Below are 18,670 nucleotides of genomic sequence, written 5' to 3'. Positions count from 1 at the left end.
TATTTGCCAAGAAGTACAAATTTGCCCAATCTCCATTACGTGATTTTGTACTTCAGGGCGAACACCATGAAAATCGTTGCCTATCATCGCGTCTCCACCGCCCGTCAAGGCAGTAGCGGCCTGGGGTTGGAAGCTCAGACAAAGGCCATCAATGACTTCGCAACCGCACGGAACGCGACCATCATCGGCACCTTCACCGAAGTTGAAAGCGGGAAGAACAACGTTAGGCCGGAACTGCAAAAGGCCCTTCATCTCGCCAAAGTCACAGGTGCAACCCTGGTCATCGCCAAGCTTGACCGACTTTCACGCAACGCTGCCTTCTTGCTGACCCTCCGAGACAGTGGGGTGAAATTCATTGCCGTAGATATGCCAGATGCAAACGAGCTGACCGTGGGCATCATGGCCCTGGTCGCACAGCAGGAACGTGAAGCCATCTCAAAGCGCACCACAGAGGCCCTGGCCGTAGCCAAGGCAAGAGGGACCAAGCTTGGCAATCCAAACGGTGCAGCCGCCCTGATACGCGCTGGAAAGGGAAATACGGCGGGTGTAAAGGCCATCAAACGGGCCGCTGATGATCACGCCAAGGACCTTGCACCGGTTATTGAAAGCATTCGGGCTGAAGGCGTTGAAAGCCTCGGCGGAATCGCAAGCATCCTCAACAAGCGCGGTATGTTGACGCCTCGCGGTGGGCAGTGGCACAAGTCTTCAGTGAAAAACCTATTGTCCCGCCTTGATCAACTCTCGTTCTGATTAATCAAGCAGTGGCGTCCTACACCCATTCCGGGTAATCTTTGCAAAACATTAGAAGACCAAAAGGGTATTACGTGGTTAACGGGGAAATCGAAAAGCGCCTTTGGGCGACAGCGGACCAGCTTTGGGCAAACTCTGACCTGAAGCCCGCAGAGTTCTCAACACCAGTCCTAGGGCTGATTTTCCTGCGCTATGCTGAGAAGAAATATGCTGAGGCCGAAGCCAAGCTCGGTCCCATTGGCACAGGAGGTCGCCGCAAGATCAGCAAGGCAGACTACGAAGCCGAACACGTCATCTTCCTTCCACCTGAAGCCCGCTTCTCGTATCTCCAAGCCCTGACCGAGGGTGATAATATCGGTAAATCCATCAACGAGGCGATGAAGGCGATTGAGGAGGAAAACCCTGACCTCAGAGGCGCTCTGCCGCGCAACTATACTCGCATCGACAATAAGGTCCTGATCGAGCTTTTGCGTTTGCTTGCACCAATTGACCTTTCCGGTGACGCATTCGGTAAAGTTTACGAATATTTCCTTGGCAATTTCGCGATGAAAGAAGGCCAGAAGGGCGGTGTGTTCTATACCCCTGAAGCCATAGTTAAGCTGATCGTCGAGATTATAGAGCCATATCATGGGCGCATCTATGACCCAGCATGTGGCTCGGGCGGTATGTTCGTGCATTCGGCTGACTTCGTTGAACGTCACCACAAATCCGCAATGGATGAAATCTCCATCTTCGGGACGGAAAAAGACCAGACCACGGTAAACCTGAACAAGATGAACCTCGCCGTTCACGGATTGTCCGGTGATGTGCGTGTGGCCAACACCTTCTATGAAGACCCGCATAACTCGGTGGACAAGCTCGGTGGACGTTTTGACTTCATCATGGCAAACCCACCGTTCAACGTTTCGGGTGTCGACAAGGAGCGCCTTGAAGGTGACGTTCGCTTCTCACTCGGCCTGCCAAAAACAGACAACGCCAACTATCTGTGGATACAGCTTTTCTATAACGCCTTGAACGAAAGCGGGCGGGCGGGCTTCGTCATGGCGAACTCTGCTGGTGACGCCAGAGGTTCCGAACAAACCATCCGTCAGAAGCTGATCGAAAGCGGTGCGGTAGATGTGATCGTGTCGGTTGGTCCGAACTTTTTCTATACCGTCACCCTGCCCTGTACGCTTTGGTTCTTCGACAAGGGTAAGATTGGTAAAGACAACGAAGACAAGGTCCTCTTTGTTGATGCACGGCATATCTTCAACCAAATCGACCGCGCCCATCGTGACTTCACGCCGCAGCAGATCGAGTTCTTGGCAAATATTGTGCGCCTATATCGCGGCGAACCCATTGAGCAACAGCAAGGCAGCGAAAGCCTGCTTACCGAGAAGGGACTGAACGAGGGCTATGTCAATGTTCCTGGCCTTTGTAAAGTCGCCACCCGCTCGGAGATCGAGGCCCAAGGTTGGTCCCTCAACCCTGGTCGCTACGTGGGCGCGTCGGCGCAAGAAGCCGAGGACGTTAACTTCACCGAACGGCTGGAAGAACTTAACGAGGAACTGGAGGTTCTCAATTCCGAAGCGCGGGAACTGGAAGGGCAGATTGCGGAGAACGTGGTCTCTGTGTTGGAGGCTGCTTCGTGACCTCAGGCAACACAACAGAATGGCAAACAGTTCGGCTGGGCGACTTGGGGCGAGTTGTCACGGGTCGAACGCCACCATCCAGTCGACCTGAGTTGTTTGGCGAACGCTATCCATTCGTTACACCGAGTGACGTGGCTTTGGGCGTTCGGAAAGCACCGACAGAACGCTTCATTTCAGACGAAGGAGCAGACTTCCTTCGGCGCATCATCTTGCCCCCAGACACCCCATCATTCGTCTGCATTGGTGCAACCATCGGCAAGGTCTGCTTGACGGATGCTTGGTCCTTCACCAATCAACAGATGAACAGCATTGTTGTTGATGTGGAGCAGTATGATCCAAGGTTCGTCTACTACCTGCTTGTGACACAGGCCAACAGGATCAAGTCACTGGCAGGCGGCGCAGCGACGCCAATCATCAACAAATCAGCCTTCTCAGACGTGGAAGTGGACGTACCACTACTCCCAAACCAACATCGCATTGCCTCCATCCTGTCCGCCTATGACGACCTGATCGAGAACAACACGCGACGCATTGCAATTCTGGAAGAAATGGCTCGGCGGCTCTACGAGGAATGGTTCGTGCATTTCCGCTTCCCTGGGCATGAGGACGCGACGTTCATTGACACTGAGCAAGGCTCAATCCCTGGCCGATGGGAAATCAAACTTGTAGCTGACACGTTCGAGATTATCGGCGGCGGTACCCCCTCAAAGAAGGAGCCTGAATATTGGGAAGGAGGGACGATAAACTGGTACGCTCCAACGGACCTTACACGCGACAAGACAGCCTTTATGGACAAATCAGGTATTCAAATCACCGATCTGGGTTTGAAAAAGAGTTCGGCGAAGCTATTTCCGCCGATGTCCGTAATGATGACAAGTCGTGCCACTATCGGGGCGATTGCAATCAACACGACAGAGGCCGCGACCAATCAAGGTTTCATTACCTGTCTTCCGAACGAAAATTTCCCCTTATACTTGCTTTATCAATGGCTTCGCGCAAACGTTGAGACATTCATCAATTTGGGAACTGGTGCAACTTTCAAAGAAATTACCAAAGGCACTTTTAAAACCATTCCCGTGATAGTTCCGCCACATGACATAGCAAAGAAATACCAAGAAACAGTGGAACCAATGATGAAAATGTCCCTCAATCTTCAGCGCAAAAACGATAACCTTCGTGCCCAACGTGACCTTCTGCTACCCAAACTGATCTCTGGTGAGATTACTGTGAGTGAGGGTGAAAACAACCTGGAGAACGCAGTGGCATGATTTCGAGGGGAGATCAAATCGCACGGCGCTCTGTAAAAAACTGGGGGCGTGTTGAAGTTGGCAATCAAACAATTGAGCGCCTACTCTATTCGCATGAGAAAGACAAAGACCGAAAGATTGAAACCGCCTTTGTTGAGCACCGTAATGATTTCCTCCTGGTCTGGCGTCCTATTTCCGAACCACCTTCGAAATGGCGTCCGCTGTACGAGTTACGAATGACCAGAGATAGCACCCCACGTATCGTTCTGCCGCTTAGAAAGGCAGTAACTGTCGAGGGGGTATCTCTAAAACTACCCCAAGCCGAACTCACGATTGACCCTGAGCTACGAAAGCACCTTTCAAACCTGAAAGCGGAGCCAAAGTGATATGACTCCACCGTCTCCCGCCTATGAATATTCTGAAGATGCGCTTGAACAAGATGCTCTGCGCCTGTTCGGGGATTTGGGCTGGGAGATTGCAAACCTTTATGGTGAATGGGCGAATGGTGCGTCCAGCGAAGGCAGAAAGAACGATCATGAAGTGGTGCTAGTTGCCCGCCTTCGCTCGGCACTGGTTCGGTTAAACCCGAAGCTCGGCAACGATGCATTCGATCAGGCAGTCGAAACCCTAACCCGTGATCGTTCCACCATGATTGCGGTGAATGCCAATCAGGAAATCTATGGACTGCTGAAGCATGGAGTTCGGGTCGAGGTTCACGATGAACACGGACGACCGACCAGCGAGCTTGTCCGTGTGATCGACTGGAACACGCCGGAGAATAACGACTTCTTCCTCGCGTCTCAATTCTGGGTGCGTGGCGATCTGTATAATCGTCGCTGTGACCTGGTAGGCTTTGTGAATGGCATTCCGTTGTTGTTCATTGAGCTGAAAGCCAGCCACAACACACTGAAAGCGGCTTACGACGGCAACCTCACAGATTACCGCAACGCCATTCCCCAGTTGTTCACCTACAATAGCTTCCTGATGCTTTCCAATGGCTCCAAAAGCGTGATGGGAAGCACCTCTGCCGCCTGGGAGCATTTCTTTGAATGGAAACGCATAAACGACGAAGGTGAAACCGGTGTGGTTTCCCTTGAAACGATGATCAGGGGAACAGCAACGCCTGAACGCCTGCTCGACATCGTTGAAAACTTCACGGTGTTTGAGGAAGCCAAGGGTGGCTTGATCAAGAAGGTTGCGAAGAACCATCAGTATCTTGGCGTTAACAAAGCCATCAAGGAACTGAAGAAAGTCAGCAAACGTCCTGCTAATCAAGCCGGTAGGCTTGGGGTTTTCTGGCACACCCAAGGGTCGGGCAAGTCGCTTTCGATGGTGTTCTTCACCCAGAAGATTTTGCGCACCGTTCCCGGCAACTGGACCTTCCTGATCGTTACCGACCGCGAAGAACTGGACAGCCAGATATACAAGACGTTTGCCGCCACCGGTGCAGTGACAGAGGCAGAAGCCCATGCGACCAGTCGCGCCCATCTGAGGCAATTGCTGACCGAAGACCACCGCTATGTCTTCACACTCATCCACAAGTTCGGCACGGCACAGGGTGAGGTTTACCCGAAGCTGTCAGACCGCCAAGACATCATCGTCATCACGGACGAAGCCCACCGTTCGCAATATGACACGCTGGCGCTAAACATGCGCTCCGCACTGCCAAATGCGGCATTCCTTGGCTTTACAGGTACTCCGTTGATTGCGGGCGAGGAGAAGACCAAAGAGGTGTTTGGTGACTACATCTCGGTCTATGACTTTGGTCAGTCGATTGCTGATGGCGCAACGGTGCCCCTGTATTACGAAAACCGTATTCCCGAACTTCAGCTCACCAACGAGAACCTGTCAGACGACCTACAGAAAATCCTTGAAGATGCCGAGCTGGATAGCGACCAGGAACGCAAGGTTCAGCAGGTTTTCGCCAAAGAGTATCATCTGATTACCCGCGATGAACGCCTGGAAGCGATTGCTGAAGACCTCGTGCAGCACTTCACCGGTCGGGGGTATCAGGGTAAGGCGATGATGGTCTGCATCGACAAGGCAACTGCCATCAAGATGTATGACAAGGTTCAGGCGCACTGGAAAGACCATCTGTCGCGTTTGAAAGCAAAGCTCACCACAGTCCCCAGGGAAGAACGCGAAGCCATCCAGGCGACCATTGAACGCATGGAAGAAACGGACATGGCGGTGGTTGTTTCCCAGGGGCAGAATGAAATCGCCGAGATGGAAGCCAAGGGTCTCGACATTCTGCCTCACCGCAGACGGATGGTCGAAGACGATATTGACGAGGAATTTAAAGACGCCGCCAATCCACTGCGCCTCGTATTTGTCTGTGCAATGTGGATTACCGGGTTTGATGTCCCGTCTTGTTCAACCATCTATCTCGACAAGCCGATGAAAAACCATACCCTGATGCAGACAATTGCCAGGGCAAATCGCAAGTATCCAGGCAAAGAAGCGGGCTTGATTGTCGACTATGTAGGCGTATTCAGAAAGCTTCAGGAAGCCTTGTCGATCTATGGTGGAGAGGCCGGAAGCGGTGGCGAACAGCCGATCAAAGACAAGAGTGAACTTGTCGAACACCTCAAGAAGCTGATCGCACCAGCGATAGGCTATATGGTCGAAAGGGAAATTGACCCCACCAAGATCAAAGAGGCAAAGGGTTTCGAAAAAATTGCTCTCGTTGATGATGCACTTGAGAAGCTGATCAAAAACGACGACGAGAAACGAACGTTCCTGAGCATGGCGTCCTCGGTCTCACGCGTTTACCGGGCCATTCTTCCTGATAAAATCGCCAATGAAGTTGTAGCCGACGCAGTTTTGATTTCGGTGTTAGCAATCAAGATCAAGAAAGAAGCCCCACCTATCGACATCTCAACGGTGATGGACCAGGTTGAAGACTTGCTCGACCGTTCTGTCGCGCCGGTTCCCTACCTTATCCATGAAACACCTGACGAGAAGCTTTACGACTTGGGCAAGATCGACTTCGAGAAGCTTAAGGAAAAGTTCGCCAAGGGTCGGAAACGGACCGAAGCTGAAAAGCTGAAGGCGTTGCTGAACGAGAAGCTGGTTCAGATGGCAAAGCTTAATCCGTCACGCGCTGACTTCCTTGAGAAGTTTGAGAAACTGATTGCAAGATACAACTCCGGCAGCGCCAACATTGACGAGCTTTTCGACCAGTTGCTTGACCTTGCGGCATCCACCAATGAAGAAGACCAACGCGCCATGCGTGAGGGCCTGACCGAGGAAGAATTGGCTGTCTTTGACATTCTGACGCAACCGGAACCCGCATTGACCGACAAACAACGAGAGAACGTCAAGAAGGTCTGTAAGAGCCTGCTGGAGAAGCTTAAGGCTGAAAAGCTGGTTCTGGACTGGAGAGAGAAAGCAGCCACCAGGGGCGCTGTGAGACAGGCCATCGAGATCGAACTGGACCGTGGCCTTCCAGAAGTATACGACGAGACGATATACGAAGATAAATGCCATGCCGCATTTGCCCACATCTTCAGTTCTTACTCTGGCGGTGGGGCTAGCATTTACTCTACGCTCCACTAATTTCCCTTTATCTGCCATTGTTTGCCCCTGCGGGAGCGGGGTGGCTATGCTGTGACCACCAGAATGACTGAAACAGAAGACCAAAAAGACGGAAAGCTCGAAGACCGCCCATTCAACCCTTGGCGCATCCCCATTACCGACAAAGCAAAGCAAGTTGTTGAAGAGGCAATCAAGCTCCTTGAAAGCTACGAACGTTACTACAAGCTTCGGAAACGTACTCGCCGTCCTGCTGACCAAACCGTTTTTGAACGGACGGTCTCGGCCATTCTCTGCGATGCGATCTATCACATCTGACCGGGGATGCTGGCGACATCTTCATTACCCGCTCCAACCAAGTGCTTGGCCGGAAGAGCCGTTATCGTCCATATGCACTGAACAAAAAGCTCCCTGCCATCCTCGACATGATGATTGCCCCTGAGATGGCCTACATCGCCCTTGAGGTTGGACATCAGGGCTACTTCGGACCTGCACGTAGATCGACAATCAAGGCGGGCTGGAGAGCGTTACAGCGCATTGAGGAACATGTCCTCTCCATCGAGGATTTTGGTCTTGCTGACGATCAGGAAGTCATCATTCTGCGCAGCAAGAAGGAGGATTTCTGGGATGAAGGCGAAGACATCGAATACGATGATACGCCTGAAACCATCCTCTATCGACAACAGGTTCGAGATATCAACGAATGGTTGGCCTGTGCTGACCTCAGCTTTGACGAAGCGACACTGAATGAGGGTGAAAGGTTCATAGACCCCAACGACCGTCGCTTGCGCAGGATATTCACCCAAGAACGGTTTGACAGCGGTGGACGCCTCTTTGGCGGCTTCTGGCAACGACTTAAGAAGAAAGACCGCTTTGGTAGTCTCATGATCGGCGATGAGTTTGTCGTCGAACTCGACTACGGCCAGATGACCCCACGCATCATTTACGGAATGCTGGGGGAAGAACCACCCGCAGACGACCTATATTCTGTCCCAGGCTTTGCCAATCACAGGTCAGGTATTAAGCGGGTCATGAATGCCATGCTCTTCAGCACCAAACCTCTGACCAGGATGCCCAAGGGGGTACGCCAGAGTTTTGCCAGAGACCATCATATCACCGATGTATGTAGAGCAATCGAGGCAGCTCACCCTGCGATCAGCTCTAAATTCTATACTGGCATTGGTCATGATACTCAGTTCATTGAGAGTGAAATCTTGATCGACACCCTGCTTCACCTCAAGGCGATGAACATCATTGCTTTGCCTGTTCATGATGCTCTGATTGTTCCTTCTTCTTCACAAGATCGGGTCAAGGAAGTGATGCTCTCTACCTTCAAAAAGCACACTGGTATTGATGGACTGGTGACTGTTGAGAGAAGGGAATAACACTGGTGTATATCCTTAATTAGGAACCCCCAGCTTACCATTAGAGGGACTCATAATAATTTCTGAAACATCAGATACTTATAGGACACTGAAAGGTGAACAGCAGCACTCGCACGTGTCGGTAATTCCCCTATAGTCCCGGCTCTGCCCCGCTCTCCAAAAAACAGATACACTCCCTCTCAGGCACTAACCGCAAACATAACAACACTTACGATATAGGGGCCTTAATTCCGTCGATCACGCGATAAACAGAAGATCTGGCAATCCCTAGTTCCTTAGATATGACCGTAGCGCCCTTGCCTTCCTCCATCAGTTGCTTGATGGCGGTGGGGTCTATCTCAGAGGGTCTCCCCTTGTACTTTCCTTCACGCCTTGCTTTCTCGATGCCCTCACGCTGTCGCTCAAGCATGATCTCACGCTCAAACTGAGCAATAGCGGACACGACCGTAAGCATCATTCTGCCTGTAGCCGTGCCCGTGTCGATGCTCAGGTCAAGGATACGCAGTGCTGCCTTCTTGCTCTCAATAACCTCCATCAATTCCATCAGGTGAGCGGTGGAGCGGGCAAGACGGTCGAGCTTGGTGACTACCAGCGTGTCGCCTTCGCGGATGAAATCTAGCGCCGCTGCCAGTTCCCCTCGTGCCTTCACATCAACTGATGAAACATGCTCAGTGAAAACCCTCTCACAGTGCAGGGCTTCAAGTTCCCTGACTTGGGCTTCAATGCTGGCTTTCTGGTCCAGCGTCGATGCACGGGCATAACCTACAAGCATGGCCTGTCTCCTGTCTTAGTGTCCGATTTACATCTAAGACGTTAGGCCTGTAGCGTCCCTTAAGTCAATTATTAATTTAAAAAAGACACTAATGGGCAGTGGGCAAGACGTCCTGTATGACCATGCCTAAATGCTACACTCGAATGTGCAGAGCTAGAGTCAGACCATGACTGAGAGGGAAAGACGTCGAAATAAATCAACGCACAGAGAAATCACCAAAGCCCCTATCCAGGGTCTGCTTTGACGGGAGTAAGGGGGGAAAGAGTGCAGGTCTTCATACATCAATACCCTCTCAAAAATTTTTGACCAAAATATTCTCGATCAATAGAGAGGTGCCTTTGGTAATTCAATGTCACCCCTGATGGTAGATCATTATGACCAGCATAGAGTTCTTCATCAGGCTTTCATTGAGTTATATCTCTATGGAATATCTATTAAGATTTTTACCATTGAGAAGATAATATCCAGAGCTATCTTTATGCTATCTTTATGGTATTAGTCTTGGCTTCCCTCAATTAGTGCAACCCAATCCAGATCGACGGCAAGGGGTATTTTTGAGTCATACAGAGTAACTACTCATGTCGGCACCTACCCAGCCAGCAGAGCGCCAGAGACTCTCCAGTGCCTGATTTTGGACTCCTGCGGATGTTCTCAATTGGCGTTATACACGAGCAGCTTCTGCCGGGTTCAAGAAATCAGGGAGCGCCAGGGACTGAGCTTTGAGCTGTGCCTCCATGCGATTGAACTCTTCGATGTATCGCTCTTTGAAGAGAGCAGCCTGTGCCCCGTTGAAACCCATCACCAGAAACGTGAAGCCGTCTTTGGTCATATTAAAACGCCGGGAGCTTGCGACCAGTGAGGTCAGTATAGCTACTGGGCTTAAAATTCAGCCGGTAAAATTGTTCGCTGCATCCCAAACCTTGAATGGCTCGGAGAGCGTTCTTAAAACAGGTATGAAGGGGATGCTTGAGATTCCAAGGCACCTATCGCCTTGTCAACAATCCAGTCAGCCTTTTAAACCACCCCAAATTTGGGGAGATTTCCGGCAGGACTTTATCGACGATGTCTCGCAGCACATGATCGTGCCTTCTTCCCGGTAAACCTCATAGCAAGCAGCGTGAAGCCCTCCTTGATCATGTCTTCTGCGTCATCATAGCGGCTGCCAAAGCCAACTTTTGTTTCGACCTTCACATGAAGGAACATCTTGTTGAACTCCTTTGCATCCAGATTTGGACGCAATGTATCTCTGATGTCCCGAAGGACGTGGGCATGTGATTTTCCAAAGTAAGCCGCAACGTCTCGGCTATTGGCGAACACTTCGTTGTTCTTGATGGTGACGACAGGGGTGGTGATCAGTTCACACAGGGACATGGCCGAGCAAAATGCCCGACCTACGCCGCCTCCATAAAACGCTGTGCTTCAATGTAGGCAAGTTTGTCAACTCGCTCATTGCCTGCATTTCCCGCATGACCTTTGACCCACCGCCATTCGACAGCATGCATTTGGCATAACTCATCTAGACGTCGCCAAAGATCAACATTCTTTACGGGCTTCCTACCTGAAGTCCGCCAACCATTGGCTTTCCAATTCCCAATCCACTCACTAATGCCCTTCTGAACGTATTCGCTGTCAGTAAATACAGTCACTGCAAGAGGACGTCTCAAAGCTTCTAACGCCCTGATTGCTGCGATCAATTCCATACGGTTGTTGGTAGTTGACGCCTCACCTCCACTAAACGTCTTCATACGTTTCCCTTGGCGGATTAGGGCTGCCCAGCCGCCTGGACCGGGATTACCGATGCAAGCACCGTCTGTAAAAATCTCAATTGAGCTATGGTTTTTATTCCCCATGACCGCACTCTTGAATTTTCAACGCGCTAGGTTATGAAAGCGGTGTCACCTCTGCTACCCAGACTTCCAAGTCGGCCAACAACTGGCACTATGTGAAGTTCACATGGTGGAGCGCCGGGCTCATCCCGGCACGCCTTTAATGGTCTCCACAATGCTTGAACGAAATCATTGGGTAGATACGGCTTTGAAGCTGATTAAGTTAGCCTGCTGGTGTGTAAAGCTGATGCAGGCTATCTCAGAAATCATCTAAATCTGCCGTAGCCAGAGGTGACACCGACACATCAGCGGAACTTCGGCTGATACATCAACGCCAGCTCCCAAAATCCTGCATCATGAGCCATCTCAAGAAGCCGACTTGCTGCTCGTGATGGGCTGACCTTTCCACAAACGGAAACTTCGCGAACAGCGGCGCAAATAAGATGCTTTGACTGCTCAAGAACGTTGTCAAGGCGTTCGTCTGCCGAACCGGCTAGAGCATCACGCAATTCGTCAACACCCATTAAGTCTGGCTCTCCATCATGCATAATTTCCAGAAGTGTGCTCAAACCGAGGTGATAGGCCAAACCAAGCTGGCGGCGGATGTTTTCGTACTGTGCCTGAAGGTTATTCATTGTGTTTTCCTTATCTGTTGTGACAATCGGACAACTGGTGGTCCATCAATTAGTGCCACCTAATCACAAGACATTGAAAACAAATGATTATTATATAAATCTAATATTAATAGCCGAAAGCGATAACTGGACCTGAGCAGTCGTGAATCGATCAACGTAAATGCAGTTGCTCGGTTGACATTCTCTCTCAACTCAAGCAGCTTTTTTGGCTAAATTATTGAAACAGCAGGGAAGGGAAATCGGTAGTACTTTTGTGTAGTACAAAAAGCAAACCCCAGGCTCGGAAGCCTTTGAAAACATTAAGTTTTTGGGGTATGGTGCCCAGGAGAAGACTCGAACTTCCACGACCTTGCGGCCACTGGCACCTGAAGCCAGCGCGTCTACCAATTCCGCCACCTGGGCTTAGGGGCTTGTTGGATGCTCCGGATTTGTCGTCCGGAACGGGGCGGAATATACGCGCTGACAAACAAGTGTCAACAAACTTTTTCAAAGTTTTTGCGCTTCTTTTTGCAGTTTTTTGACGGGCCTGCAAAAATGACGCAAATCCGCCATTTCGCTCCCTGCCCCTGTTAAACCGCTGGCTCAAAAAGATAGCCCAGAACAGCATTCAGACGATTGCGTCCCTGTTGGGTGGCCTGCAATCCGCGTTCATCACACGTCAAATCGCCCGAAGCCATCAGGGTTTCAAGCCGCTCTGAATCAAGCAAATCACGCGGCCCCGCCCCGCCAATGCGTTCAAACCGGGCCAGGGGAATCGGTTCATTCAGACGCAGGCCCATCATCACCATTTCAATCAGGCGTTCGTCATTATCAAGAACGACTTCTTCCTGTGTGCCGTGGCCCAGCTTTTCCACCCGGTCCAGCCAGATATCGGGCGCGCGGTGACGGCGCACTGCCGTTGGCGTTATGCGGCCATCCTCGCCCACCACGGCTTCACGGCCATGTGCGCCGGGGCCAATACCCAGATAATCGCCATAACGCCAGTAAACCAGGTTATGGCGGCTTTCCTGCCCCGGTCGGGCATGGTTGGACACCTCGTAACAGCGATAACCGGCCCGTTCGGTTTCTTCCTGGGTGATGTCATAAAGCTCGGCTGCCAGATCCTCGCCCGGTACCTTCAATTCACCACGCTGATGCAGGGTGTAAAACCGTGTACCCGGTTCAATGGTCAACTGATAAAGCGAGATATGCCCGCGAGCGATCTCCAGCCCCTCGCGCAATTCGCGTCGCCAGGCCTGCGGGTCATGGTCCGGGCGGGCATAAATCAGGTCAAAGGAAAAGCGGTCAAACACGCTGGTGGCAACATCAAGGGCGCGCCGCGCCTCCGTCGCGTTATGAACACGGCCCAAAAATTCCAGATCGCGATCATTGAGCGCCTGAATCCCCAGCGATACCCGATTGATGCCATTGGCGGCAAAGGCGGAAAACCGGTCAATCTCGACCGTGCCGGGATTGGCCTCCAGCGTGATTTCAACATCATCGGCCATGCGCCAATGGCTGCGAATATCGGCAATCAGCGCCCCCGCCGTTTCCGGGTCCATCAGGGACGGTGTTCCACCGCCAAAAAACACTGACCCCACCACCCGGTCGGGGTGCCGTGCCGCCCCGGCAGCCAGTTCCGCCCGCAGGGCCGCACGCCAGCGGTGATGATCCACATGGCTGGCAATATGGCTGTTGAAATCGCAATAGGGGCATTTTGACAGGCAAAACGGCCAGTGAATATAAATGCCAAAGGGAACGGTTTCAGGCGTCATTTACGGGAATGTTCTTTCAAATTTGCACAAAAACCCGGTCTTTCGCTCCGGGTTGAAAAAGTTCAGGCACCGACGATGTTAACCGACGGTGCCCAAAACCGGAAATTTCACGGGGATAGCCCCAAAAATCCCTATGCGAAGCAAGCCTTTACCAATTGGTCAAAGGCACGGGCACGGTGGCTGATGTCATGTTTTTTGGCCGGGCTCATTTCACCAAAGGTTTCATCATAACCACGCGGCTGAAACATCGGGTCGTAACCAAACCCGTTTTTACCCCGTTTGGGCCAGACCAGATCACCTTCGATCCGGCCTTCAAAATTTTCAACATGGTCATCGGGCCAGGCCAGTGACAGGGCACAGACAAACTCTGCCCGCCGGTCCGGATGGTTGCCCACCGCCTTGTTAACCTTTTCCATTGCCATATCAAAATCGCGGTCCGGCCCGGCCCAGCGGGCGGAATAAATGCCCGGTGCCCCATCGAGTGCTGAAACCGCCATGCCCGAATCATCGGCCAACGCAGGCAGATTTGCCGCCCGTGCTGCCGCCAGTGCCTTTAACTGCGCATTGCCGATAAAGGAATTTTCGGTTTCTTCGGGTTCCGGCAAACCCAGATCCCCGGCCGAGACAACCTCGATCCCGAAGGGCGCCAGAAGCTCGGCAATTTCAACGATCTTGCCTTTGTTGTGACTGGCAATCACCAGTTTCTTTTCGGTAAAGCGACGTACCATTTTCTCGCCTATTTTCTCGCCTGTGACTTTGTCAGTAACAATCAGGACCAATACGCAATCAGAAGAACCGGCTTACAAGCCAAGAGCCTGACGCTGCTTGACAAACAGTTCGTCACAGCCCTTACGCGCCAGTTCCAGCATCTGATCAAACGCTGCGCGCTCAAACGGTACATCTTCGGCAGTGGCCTGAATTTCAACAAGGCCGCCATTGCCGGCCAGCACAAAGTTGGCGTCGGCCCCGGCATTGCTATCTTCGGCGTAATCAAGGTCAAGAACCGGGGTATCGTTATAAATACCACACGAAATGGCCGCCACCGCCTGGGTTAACGGAATTTCCTTGATCAGGCCCAGGCGACGCACGCCCTGAAAGGCCAGATGGGCCGCAACATAGGCCCCGGTGATCGAGGCCGTGCGCGTGCCGCCATCGGCCTGGATAACGTCACAATCCAGGCGCATCTGCATTTCGCCCATGGCCTTAAGGTCGGTCACGGCACGAATGGAACGGCCAATCAGGCGCTGGATTTCCTGGGTGCGACCGGACTGGCCACCACGGGTGGCTTCACGCTGCATGCGCGAATCGGTCGCACGCGGCAGCATGCCATATTCCGCCGTGATCCAGCCCTTGCCCGAATTGCGCATCCAGCCCGGCACCTTGTCTTCGACCGTGGCGGTACACAAAACATGGGTATCGCCAAATTTAATCAGGCAGGAGCCTTCGGCATATTTGCTGACACCGGTTTCAATGGTGACATCGCGAAGCTGATCAAGGGAACGACCGGAAGGACGCATAAAGGAAACCTCGTAAGAAAATGAATAAACCGGCTGGCATCAGGGCCCCGCCAGATCGAGAATGGCCTCAAGCTAATGCTCCGCCCGGCAAAGGTCCAGCCTTTTCCCCGGTTTCTTGCCGGTTTGATCGCACTGAAACACCCCGTCCGTCCCAAGGGGACAAATTGTTGTCACCCGCCTCGTTTCAGCCTGCAATTGACGCCGCGCCGGGGGGTGTCTAAATTCTCATGATCGCACAAAACCGTATATGACAAGGTTTTAGATCTAAGATGACACTTTTGGACAACACAATGCTGGGCGATCTGAATGAACGATCCCGCGAGGTGTTCCGTCAGATCGTTGATGCCTATGTCGAAACCGGTGAACCCATCGGATCGCGGACCATTGCCCGGCGTTTGTCGGAAAAACTTTCGGCGGCAACCGTGCGCAATGTCATGGCCGATCTGGAGGAACAGGGGCTTTTGGTCGCCCCGCATATTTCGGCTGGTCGCCTGCCCAGCGAAAAGGGATTGCGGTTATTTGTCAACGCGCTGATGGAAGTGGGCGACCTGCCCAATGCCGAACGCGACCAGTTGACAAAAAACTGCGAACGCGCTGGATATTCACTTGATGAAATGCTGGGCGAGGCCACCAGCATGCTTTCTGGCCTGTCGCGCTGTGCCGGGCTGGTGGTTGCCCCCAAAACCGACGGGCTGCGCCTGAAACAGATCGAATTCGTACCCCTTTCGCCGGGCAAGGTGCTGGCGGTGCTGGTGGCGCAAAATGGCAGTGTGGAAAACCGCATCGTTGATGTGCCCACCAATATGCCGACCTCGGCATTGACAGAGGCGGCGAATTATCTAAATACGCAGCTAGCTGGAAAGACTCTTGATGATGCACGCCTTCTGGTCGCACGCGAACGCGAACGCATCCAGAGCGAGCTTGACGTTCTGTCGGCCAGCCTGATTGATGCGGGTATTGCAACCTGGGCAGGTGGGGTGAAGGATTCGTCACTGATCATCAAGGGTCAGTCACAGCTACTGGAGAATATTGCCACGATCGAGCAGCTTGAAACCGTTCGGCGGCTGTTTAACGTTCTGGAAGCACGCGATCAGATGATCGAGCTTCTGGATGTGACATCGGAAGCGGAGGGCGTTCAGATTTTTATCGGCACCGAAAACAAGCTGTTTGGTGGATCGGGGTTGTCGATGGTGATATCGCCCTATCAGAACGCCGAAGGAAGCATTGTCGGCGCAATCGGGGTTGTCGGACCAACGCGGATCAATTATGCCCGCATCATTCCGCTGGTCGACTATACCGCCAAGCTGGTCGGGCGACTGATTGGTTAATTTTAGGTGGCGCTGCGTGTCAGGCCACACAACAAATGAAGGTAGTCCAACAATGACGGAAACCGCAAAAAACACCACCGAAGAAGAAATGCACGATGCCTCCCCGGCCGAACAGGTTGCCGCCGAGGAAGCCGCACAGGAAGATGTGGCACAGGACCAGGCTGAAGCTGCAAAAACGCCAGATGATGTGATTGCCGCCCTGCAGGCCGAAAATGCCGAACTGAAAGACCGCCTGCTGCGTACCGCCGCCGAAGCGGAAAATATCCGTCGCCGGGCCAAAAAGGATGTCGAGGATTCGGCCAATTACGCCATTACCAAATTCGCCCGCGACCTTTTGGATGTCAGCGACAATCTGCGCCGCGCCCTTGAGGCTGTCGGCGATGGTGCACAGCAGAATGAAGCGATGAAAACGCTGATCGAAGGCGTTGAAATGACCGAACGCACGCTTTTGAAATCGTTCGAGCAGAACGGCATCGAAAAGCTTGAGCCGCTGGGCGAAAAACTGGACCCCAACAAACACCAGGCGGTGTTTGAAATGCCCAGCACGGAGCATCCCGACGGCCATGTCGCCCAGGTGATGCAGGCCGGTTACGTGCTTAAGGGGCGCCTGTTGCGCCCGGCAATGGTCGGTGTTGCCAAGGGGGGCAACGCAACCCCGGATGCCAATGACGAACCGGGCAGCAATGTCGATACGTCGGCCTGATCGCCGATACAGAACGGACCAGAATGGCCCCGCGCGCACCCTGCCCGGGGCCATTTTTATGCCGATTCGCAATGTTTCCGAGACCGGTTCGATCCTGTAAACTACGCCAAAACCAACCAGACCAGATGTTTTCTCGGGGCAAAGATGACAATTTCCAGGACGTTGACGGATATATTGCGCGATGAAGCCGCACCCATTGTTATTTTAACCGGAGCAGGCATTTCGCGTGAAAGCGGGTTACACACCTTTCGCGACCCGGATGGCATTTGGGCCAAATACGATATTTCCGAAGTTGCCACCCCCGAAGCCTTCATCGCCAACCCCGATCTGGTGCAGTCATTTTACAATGACCGGCGCAAAATTTTGCATGATACAGCGGTCATTCCCAATGCCGCCCATCTCGCTCTGGCCCGGCTGGAACGGGAATGGCCCGGGGATGTGTTGCTGGTAACGCAAAATATTGATGACCTGCATAGTCGCGCAGGCAGCAAAAACCTGATCCACATGCACGGCGAATTGCTGAAAATACGCTGTCATCATTGCGAAGCCATTTCGCCGTGGCAAAATGATTTGGGCGCAACCGATACCTGCCCGTCCTGTGACAAAACCGGCGGGCTGCGGCCCCATGTGGTGTGGTTTGGCGAAATGCCGCTGGAGATGGAACGGATTTATCAGGCCCTGGAAAATTGCGGGCTGTTTATCTCCATCGGCACATCGGGCAATGTGTATCCGGCGGCAGGGTTTGTGGAAATTGCCCATCACCATGCCCAGGCCGAAACCATCGAGATCAATCTGGAACCCAGCGACGGGGCCAGCCTGTTTGACCATGCGATCTATGGTCCGGCCACCCAAACCGTGCCCGCTTTTGTTGATCAGTTATTGGGAAGCGCGGCAAACAGGTCGTAAAACGCCTTTTCCCCGGTCGGGGTAAAATCAATCACGCGCGATTCGTTTGATTTTCTGGCCCAGCCGAGCTCAAACATGCGTTGTAACAACCCGGCGCCCAAGGCTCCTGCCAAATGCGACCGCCGCATGCTCCAGTCCAGGCATTCCCGGCACAGGGGACGGCGCATTTGCCGCATCTGCACCAAATCCAGGCCAAAATCCTGCACAAAGGCCGCGCCCTGTTTGCTGATGCGCATCTCGCCGCTATCGTCAAAAACGATAAACTGCCGCTGTTGCAAATTCTCGAACAGGGCAACGCCCATTTCGCCGGCAAGATGGTCATAACAAATACGGGCCTTGCGCAGGGCCGGGTCCTTTGGTCCCGTCCGCACCCGGTTATGCCCGGTGCGCTGGGCAATCCCCATCAGATTTTCCAGAAGTTCGACAATATCGGGATTATCAAGGGTGAAATAACGATGTCGCCCCTGCTTGCGGGCGGCAACAATCCCGCCTTCATGCAGTTTTGCCAAATGCGAACTGGCCGTCTGCGCGGTCACACCGGCCTCCAGGGCCAATTCGGTTGCGGTTAAGGCACGGCCAGACATCAGCGCGGTCAACATGTTGGCCCGCGCCGGATCCCCAATCAAAGCGGCCACACGGGCAATATCCGGTCCTTCTTTCATAATTCGATCTTAATCGAAAC

19 protein-coding genes and 1 tRNA gene are annotated in these 18,670 nt (G+C 52.8%); 10 read left to right on the top strand and 10 right to left on the bottom strand.

Features of this window, described 5'->3' with window-relative positions:
* Positions 1-66: 66 nt before the first annotated feature.
* The 7 genes from TH25_RS01145 (at position 67) to TH25_RS01115 (ending at position 8,547) form a co-directional block, all read left to right on the top strand.
* Entirely contained in the window at positions 67-750 is a 684-nt protein-coding gene (locus tag TH25_RS01145) for a recombinase family protein (protein WP_114086586.1), read from the top strand.
* A gap of 74 nt (positions 751-824) precedes the next feature.
* Complete coding sequence (locus TH25_RS01140; RefSeq protein WP_114086585.1) at positions 825-2,381, top strand: type I restriction-modification system subunit M; 1,557 nt, start codon at positions 825-827, stop codon at positions 2,379-2,381.
* The gene (locus TH25_RS01135) at positions 2,378-3,649 is read left to right on the top strand and encodes a restriction endonuclease subunit S (protein ID WP_114086584.1); all 1,272 of its coding nucleotides are present in this window, start codon (positions 2,378-2,380) and stop codon (positions 3,647-3,649) included. Before TH25_RS01140 ends, TH25_RS01135 begins: the two co-directional genes overlap by 4 nt.
* Positions 3,646-4,014 (top strand): hypothetical protein, encoded by a 369-nt coding sequence (locus TH25_RS01130; protein ID WP_114086583.1) that lies wholly within the window; start codon positions 3,646-3,648, stop codon positions 4,012-4,014. The genes TH25_RS01135 and TH25_RS01130 overlap by 4 nt, the downstream gene beginning before the upstream one ends.
* A gap of 1 nt (position 4,015) precedes the next feature.
* Entirely contained in the window at positions 4,016-7,186 is a 3,171-nt protein-coding gene (locus TH25_RS01125; protein WP_114086582.1) for a type I restriction endonuclease subunit R, read from the top strand.
* A gap of 63 nt (positions 7,187-7,249) precedes the next feature.
* On the top strand, positions 7,250-7,480 hold the full coding sequence (locus tag TH25_RS01120; protein WP_114086581.1) for a hypothetical protein: 231 nt from the start codon (positions 7,250-7,252) through the stop codon (positions 7,478-7,480).
* A 107-nt stretch (positions 7,481-7,587) separates the two neighbouring features.
* Complete coding sequence (locus tag TH25_RS01115; protein WP_147252962.1) at positions 7,588-8,547, top strand: hypothetical protein; 960 nt, start codon at positions 7,588-7,590, stop codon at positions 8,545-8,547.
* A 208-nt stretch (positions 8,548-8,755) separates the two neighbouring features.
* Here TH25_RS01115 and TH25_RS01110 read toward each other — a convergent pair whose 3' ends face one another.
* From TH25_RS01110 to rph, 9 genes are all read right to left on the bottom strand, one after another.
* Positions 8,756-9,319, bottom strand: a complete 564-nt coding sequence (locus TH25_RS01110; protein WP_114086579.1) for a recombinase family protein — start codon at positions 9,317-9,319, stop codon at positions 8,756-8,758.
* Between the two features lie 661 nt (positions 9,320-9,980).
* On the bottom strand, positions 9,981-10,175 hold the full coding sequence (locus tag TH25_RS01105) for a Rha family transcriptional regulator (RefSeq protein WP_258549008.1): 195 nt from the start codon (positions 10,173-10,175) through the stop codon (positions 9,981-9,983).
* 197 nt (positions 10,176-10,372) lie between these two features.
* A complete protein-coding gene (locus TH25_RS01100) occupies positions 10,373-10,690 on the bottom strand; it encodes a Rha family transcriptional regulator (RefSeq protein ID WP_114086577.1) in 318 nt (105 codons plus the stop codon).
* A gap of 20 nt (positions 10,691-10,710) precedes the next feature.
* Positions 10,711-11,169, bottom strand: coding sequence for a ribonuclease HI (gene rnhA / locus TH25_RS01095; protein ID WP_114086576.1), 459 nt, complete (start codon positions 11,167-11,169; stop codon positions 10,711-10,713).
* A gap of 281 nt (positions 11,170-11,450) precedes the next feature.
* Positions 11,451-11,780: a hypothetical protein gene (locus tag TH25_RS01090; protein WP_114086575.1), complete on the bottom strand. Its 330-nt coding sequence runs from the start codon at positions 11,778-11,780 to the stop codon at positions 11,451-11,453.
* Positions 11,781-12,095: 315 nt separating this feature from the next.
* A tRNA-Leu gene (locus TH25_RS01085) sits at positions 12,096-12,182 on the bottom strand.
* A 167-nt stretch (positions 12,183-12,349) separates the two neighbouring features.
* Positions 12,350-13,534, bottom strand: coding sequence for a radical SAM family heme chaperone HemW (gene hemW, locus TH25_RS01080; protein WP_114086574.1), 1,185 nt, complete (start codon positions 13,532-13,534; stop codon positions 12,350-12,352).
* A gap of 131 nt (positions 13,535-13,665) precedes the next feature.
* Entirely contained in the window at positions 13,666-14,262 is a 597-nt protein-coding gene (gene rdgB / locus TH25_RS01075) for an RdgB/HAM1 family non-canonical purine NTP pyrophosphatase (RefSeq protein WP_114086573.1), read from the bottom strand.
* Between the two features lie 72 nt (positions 14,263-14,334).
* Entirely contained in the window at positions 14,335-15,051 is a 717-nt protein-coding gene (gene rph / locus TH25_RS01070) for a ribonuclease PH (RefSeq protein WP_114086572.1), read from the bottom strand.
* A gap of 269 nt (positions 15,052-15,320) precedes the next feature.
* On the opposite strand from rph, the gene hrcA reads away from it, so the two are divergent.
* The 3 genes from hrcA (at position 15,321) to cobB (ending at position 17,988) form a co-directional block, all read left to right on the top strand.
* A complete protein-coding gene (hrcA, locus tag TH25_RS01065; protein ID WP_114086571.1) occupies positions 15,321-16,379 on the top strand; it encodes a heat-inducible transcriptional repressor HrcA in 1,059 nt (352 codons plus the stop codon).
* 52 nt (positions 16,380-16,431) lie between these two features.
* The gene (gene grpE, locus TH25_RS01060) at positions 16,432-17,082 is read left to right on the top strand and encodes a nucleotide exchange factor GrpE (protein ID WP_114086570.1); all 651 of its coding nucleotides are present in this window, start codon (positions 16,432-16,434) and stop codon (positions 17,080-17,082) included.
* A 144-nt stretch (positions 17,083-17,226) separates the two neighbouring features.
* Complete coding sequence (cobB, locus tag TH25_RS01055; protein ID WP_114086569.1) at positions 17,227-17,988, top strand: Sir2 family NAD+-dependent deacetylase; 762 nt, start codon at positions 17,227-17,229, stop codon at positions 17,986-17,988.
* On the opposite strand, the gene TH25_RS01050 is transcribed toward cobB, so the two are convergent.
* Positions 17,955-18,650, bottom strand: coding sequence for an ArsR/SmtB family transcription factor (locus TH25_RS01050; RefSeq protein WP_114086568.1), 696 nt, complete (start codon positions 18,648-18,650; stop codon positions 17,955-17,957). The two genes, cobB and TH25_RS01050, sit on opposite strands and share 34 nt — an antisense overlap.
* Positions 18,651-18,670 lie beyond the last annotated feature (20 nt).

The sequence above is a fragment of the Thalassospira profundimaris genome, from assembly GCF_003326755.1.
GTDB classification, from domain to species: Bacteria; Pseudomonadota; Alphaproteobacteria; order Rhodospirillales; family Thalassospiraceae; genus Thalassospira; species Thalassospira profundimaris_B.
The sequence above is the reverse complement of the archived record's forward strand: the minus strand, read 5'-3'. Positions and strand labels throughout refer to the sequence as shown.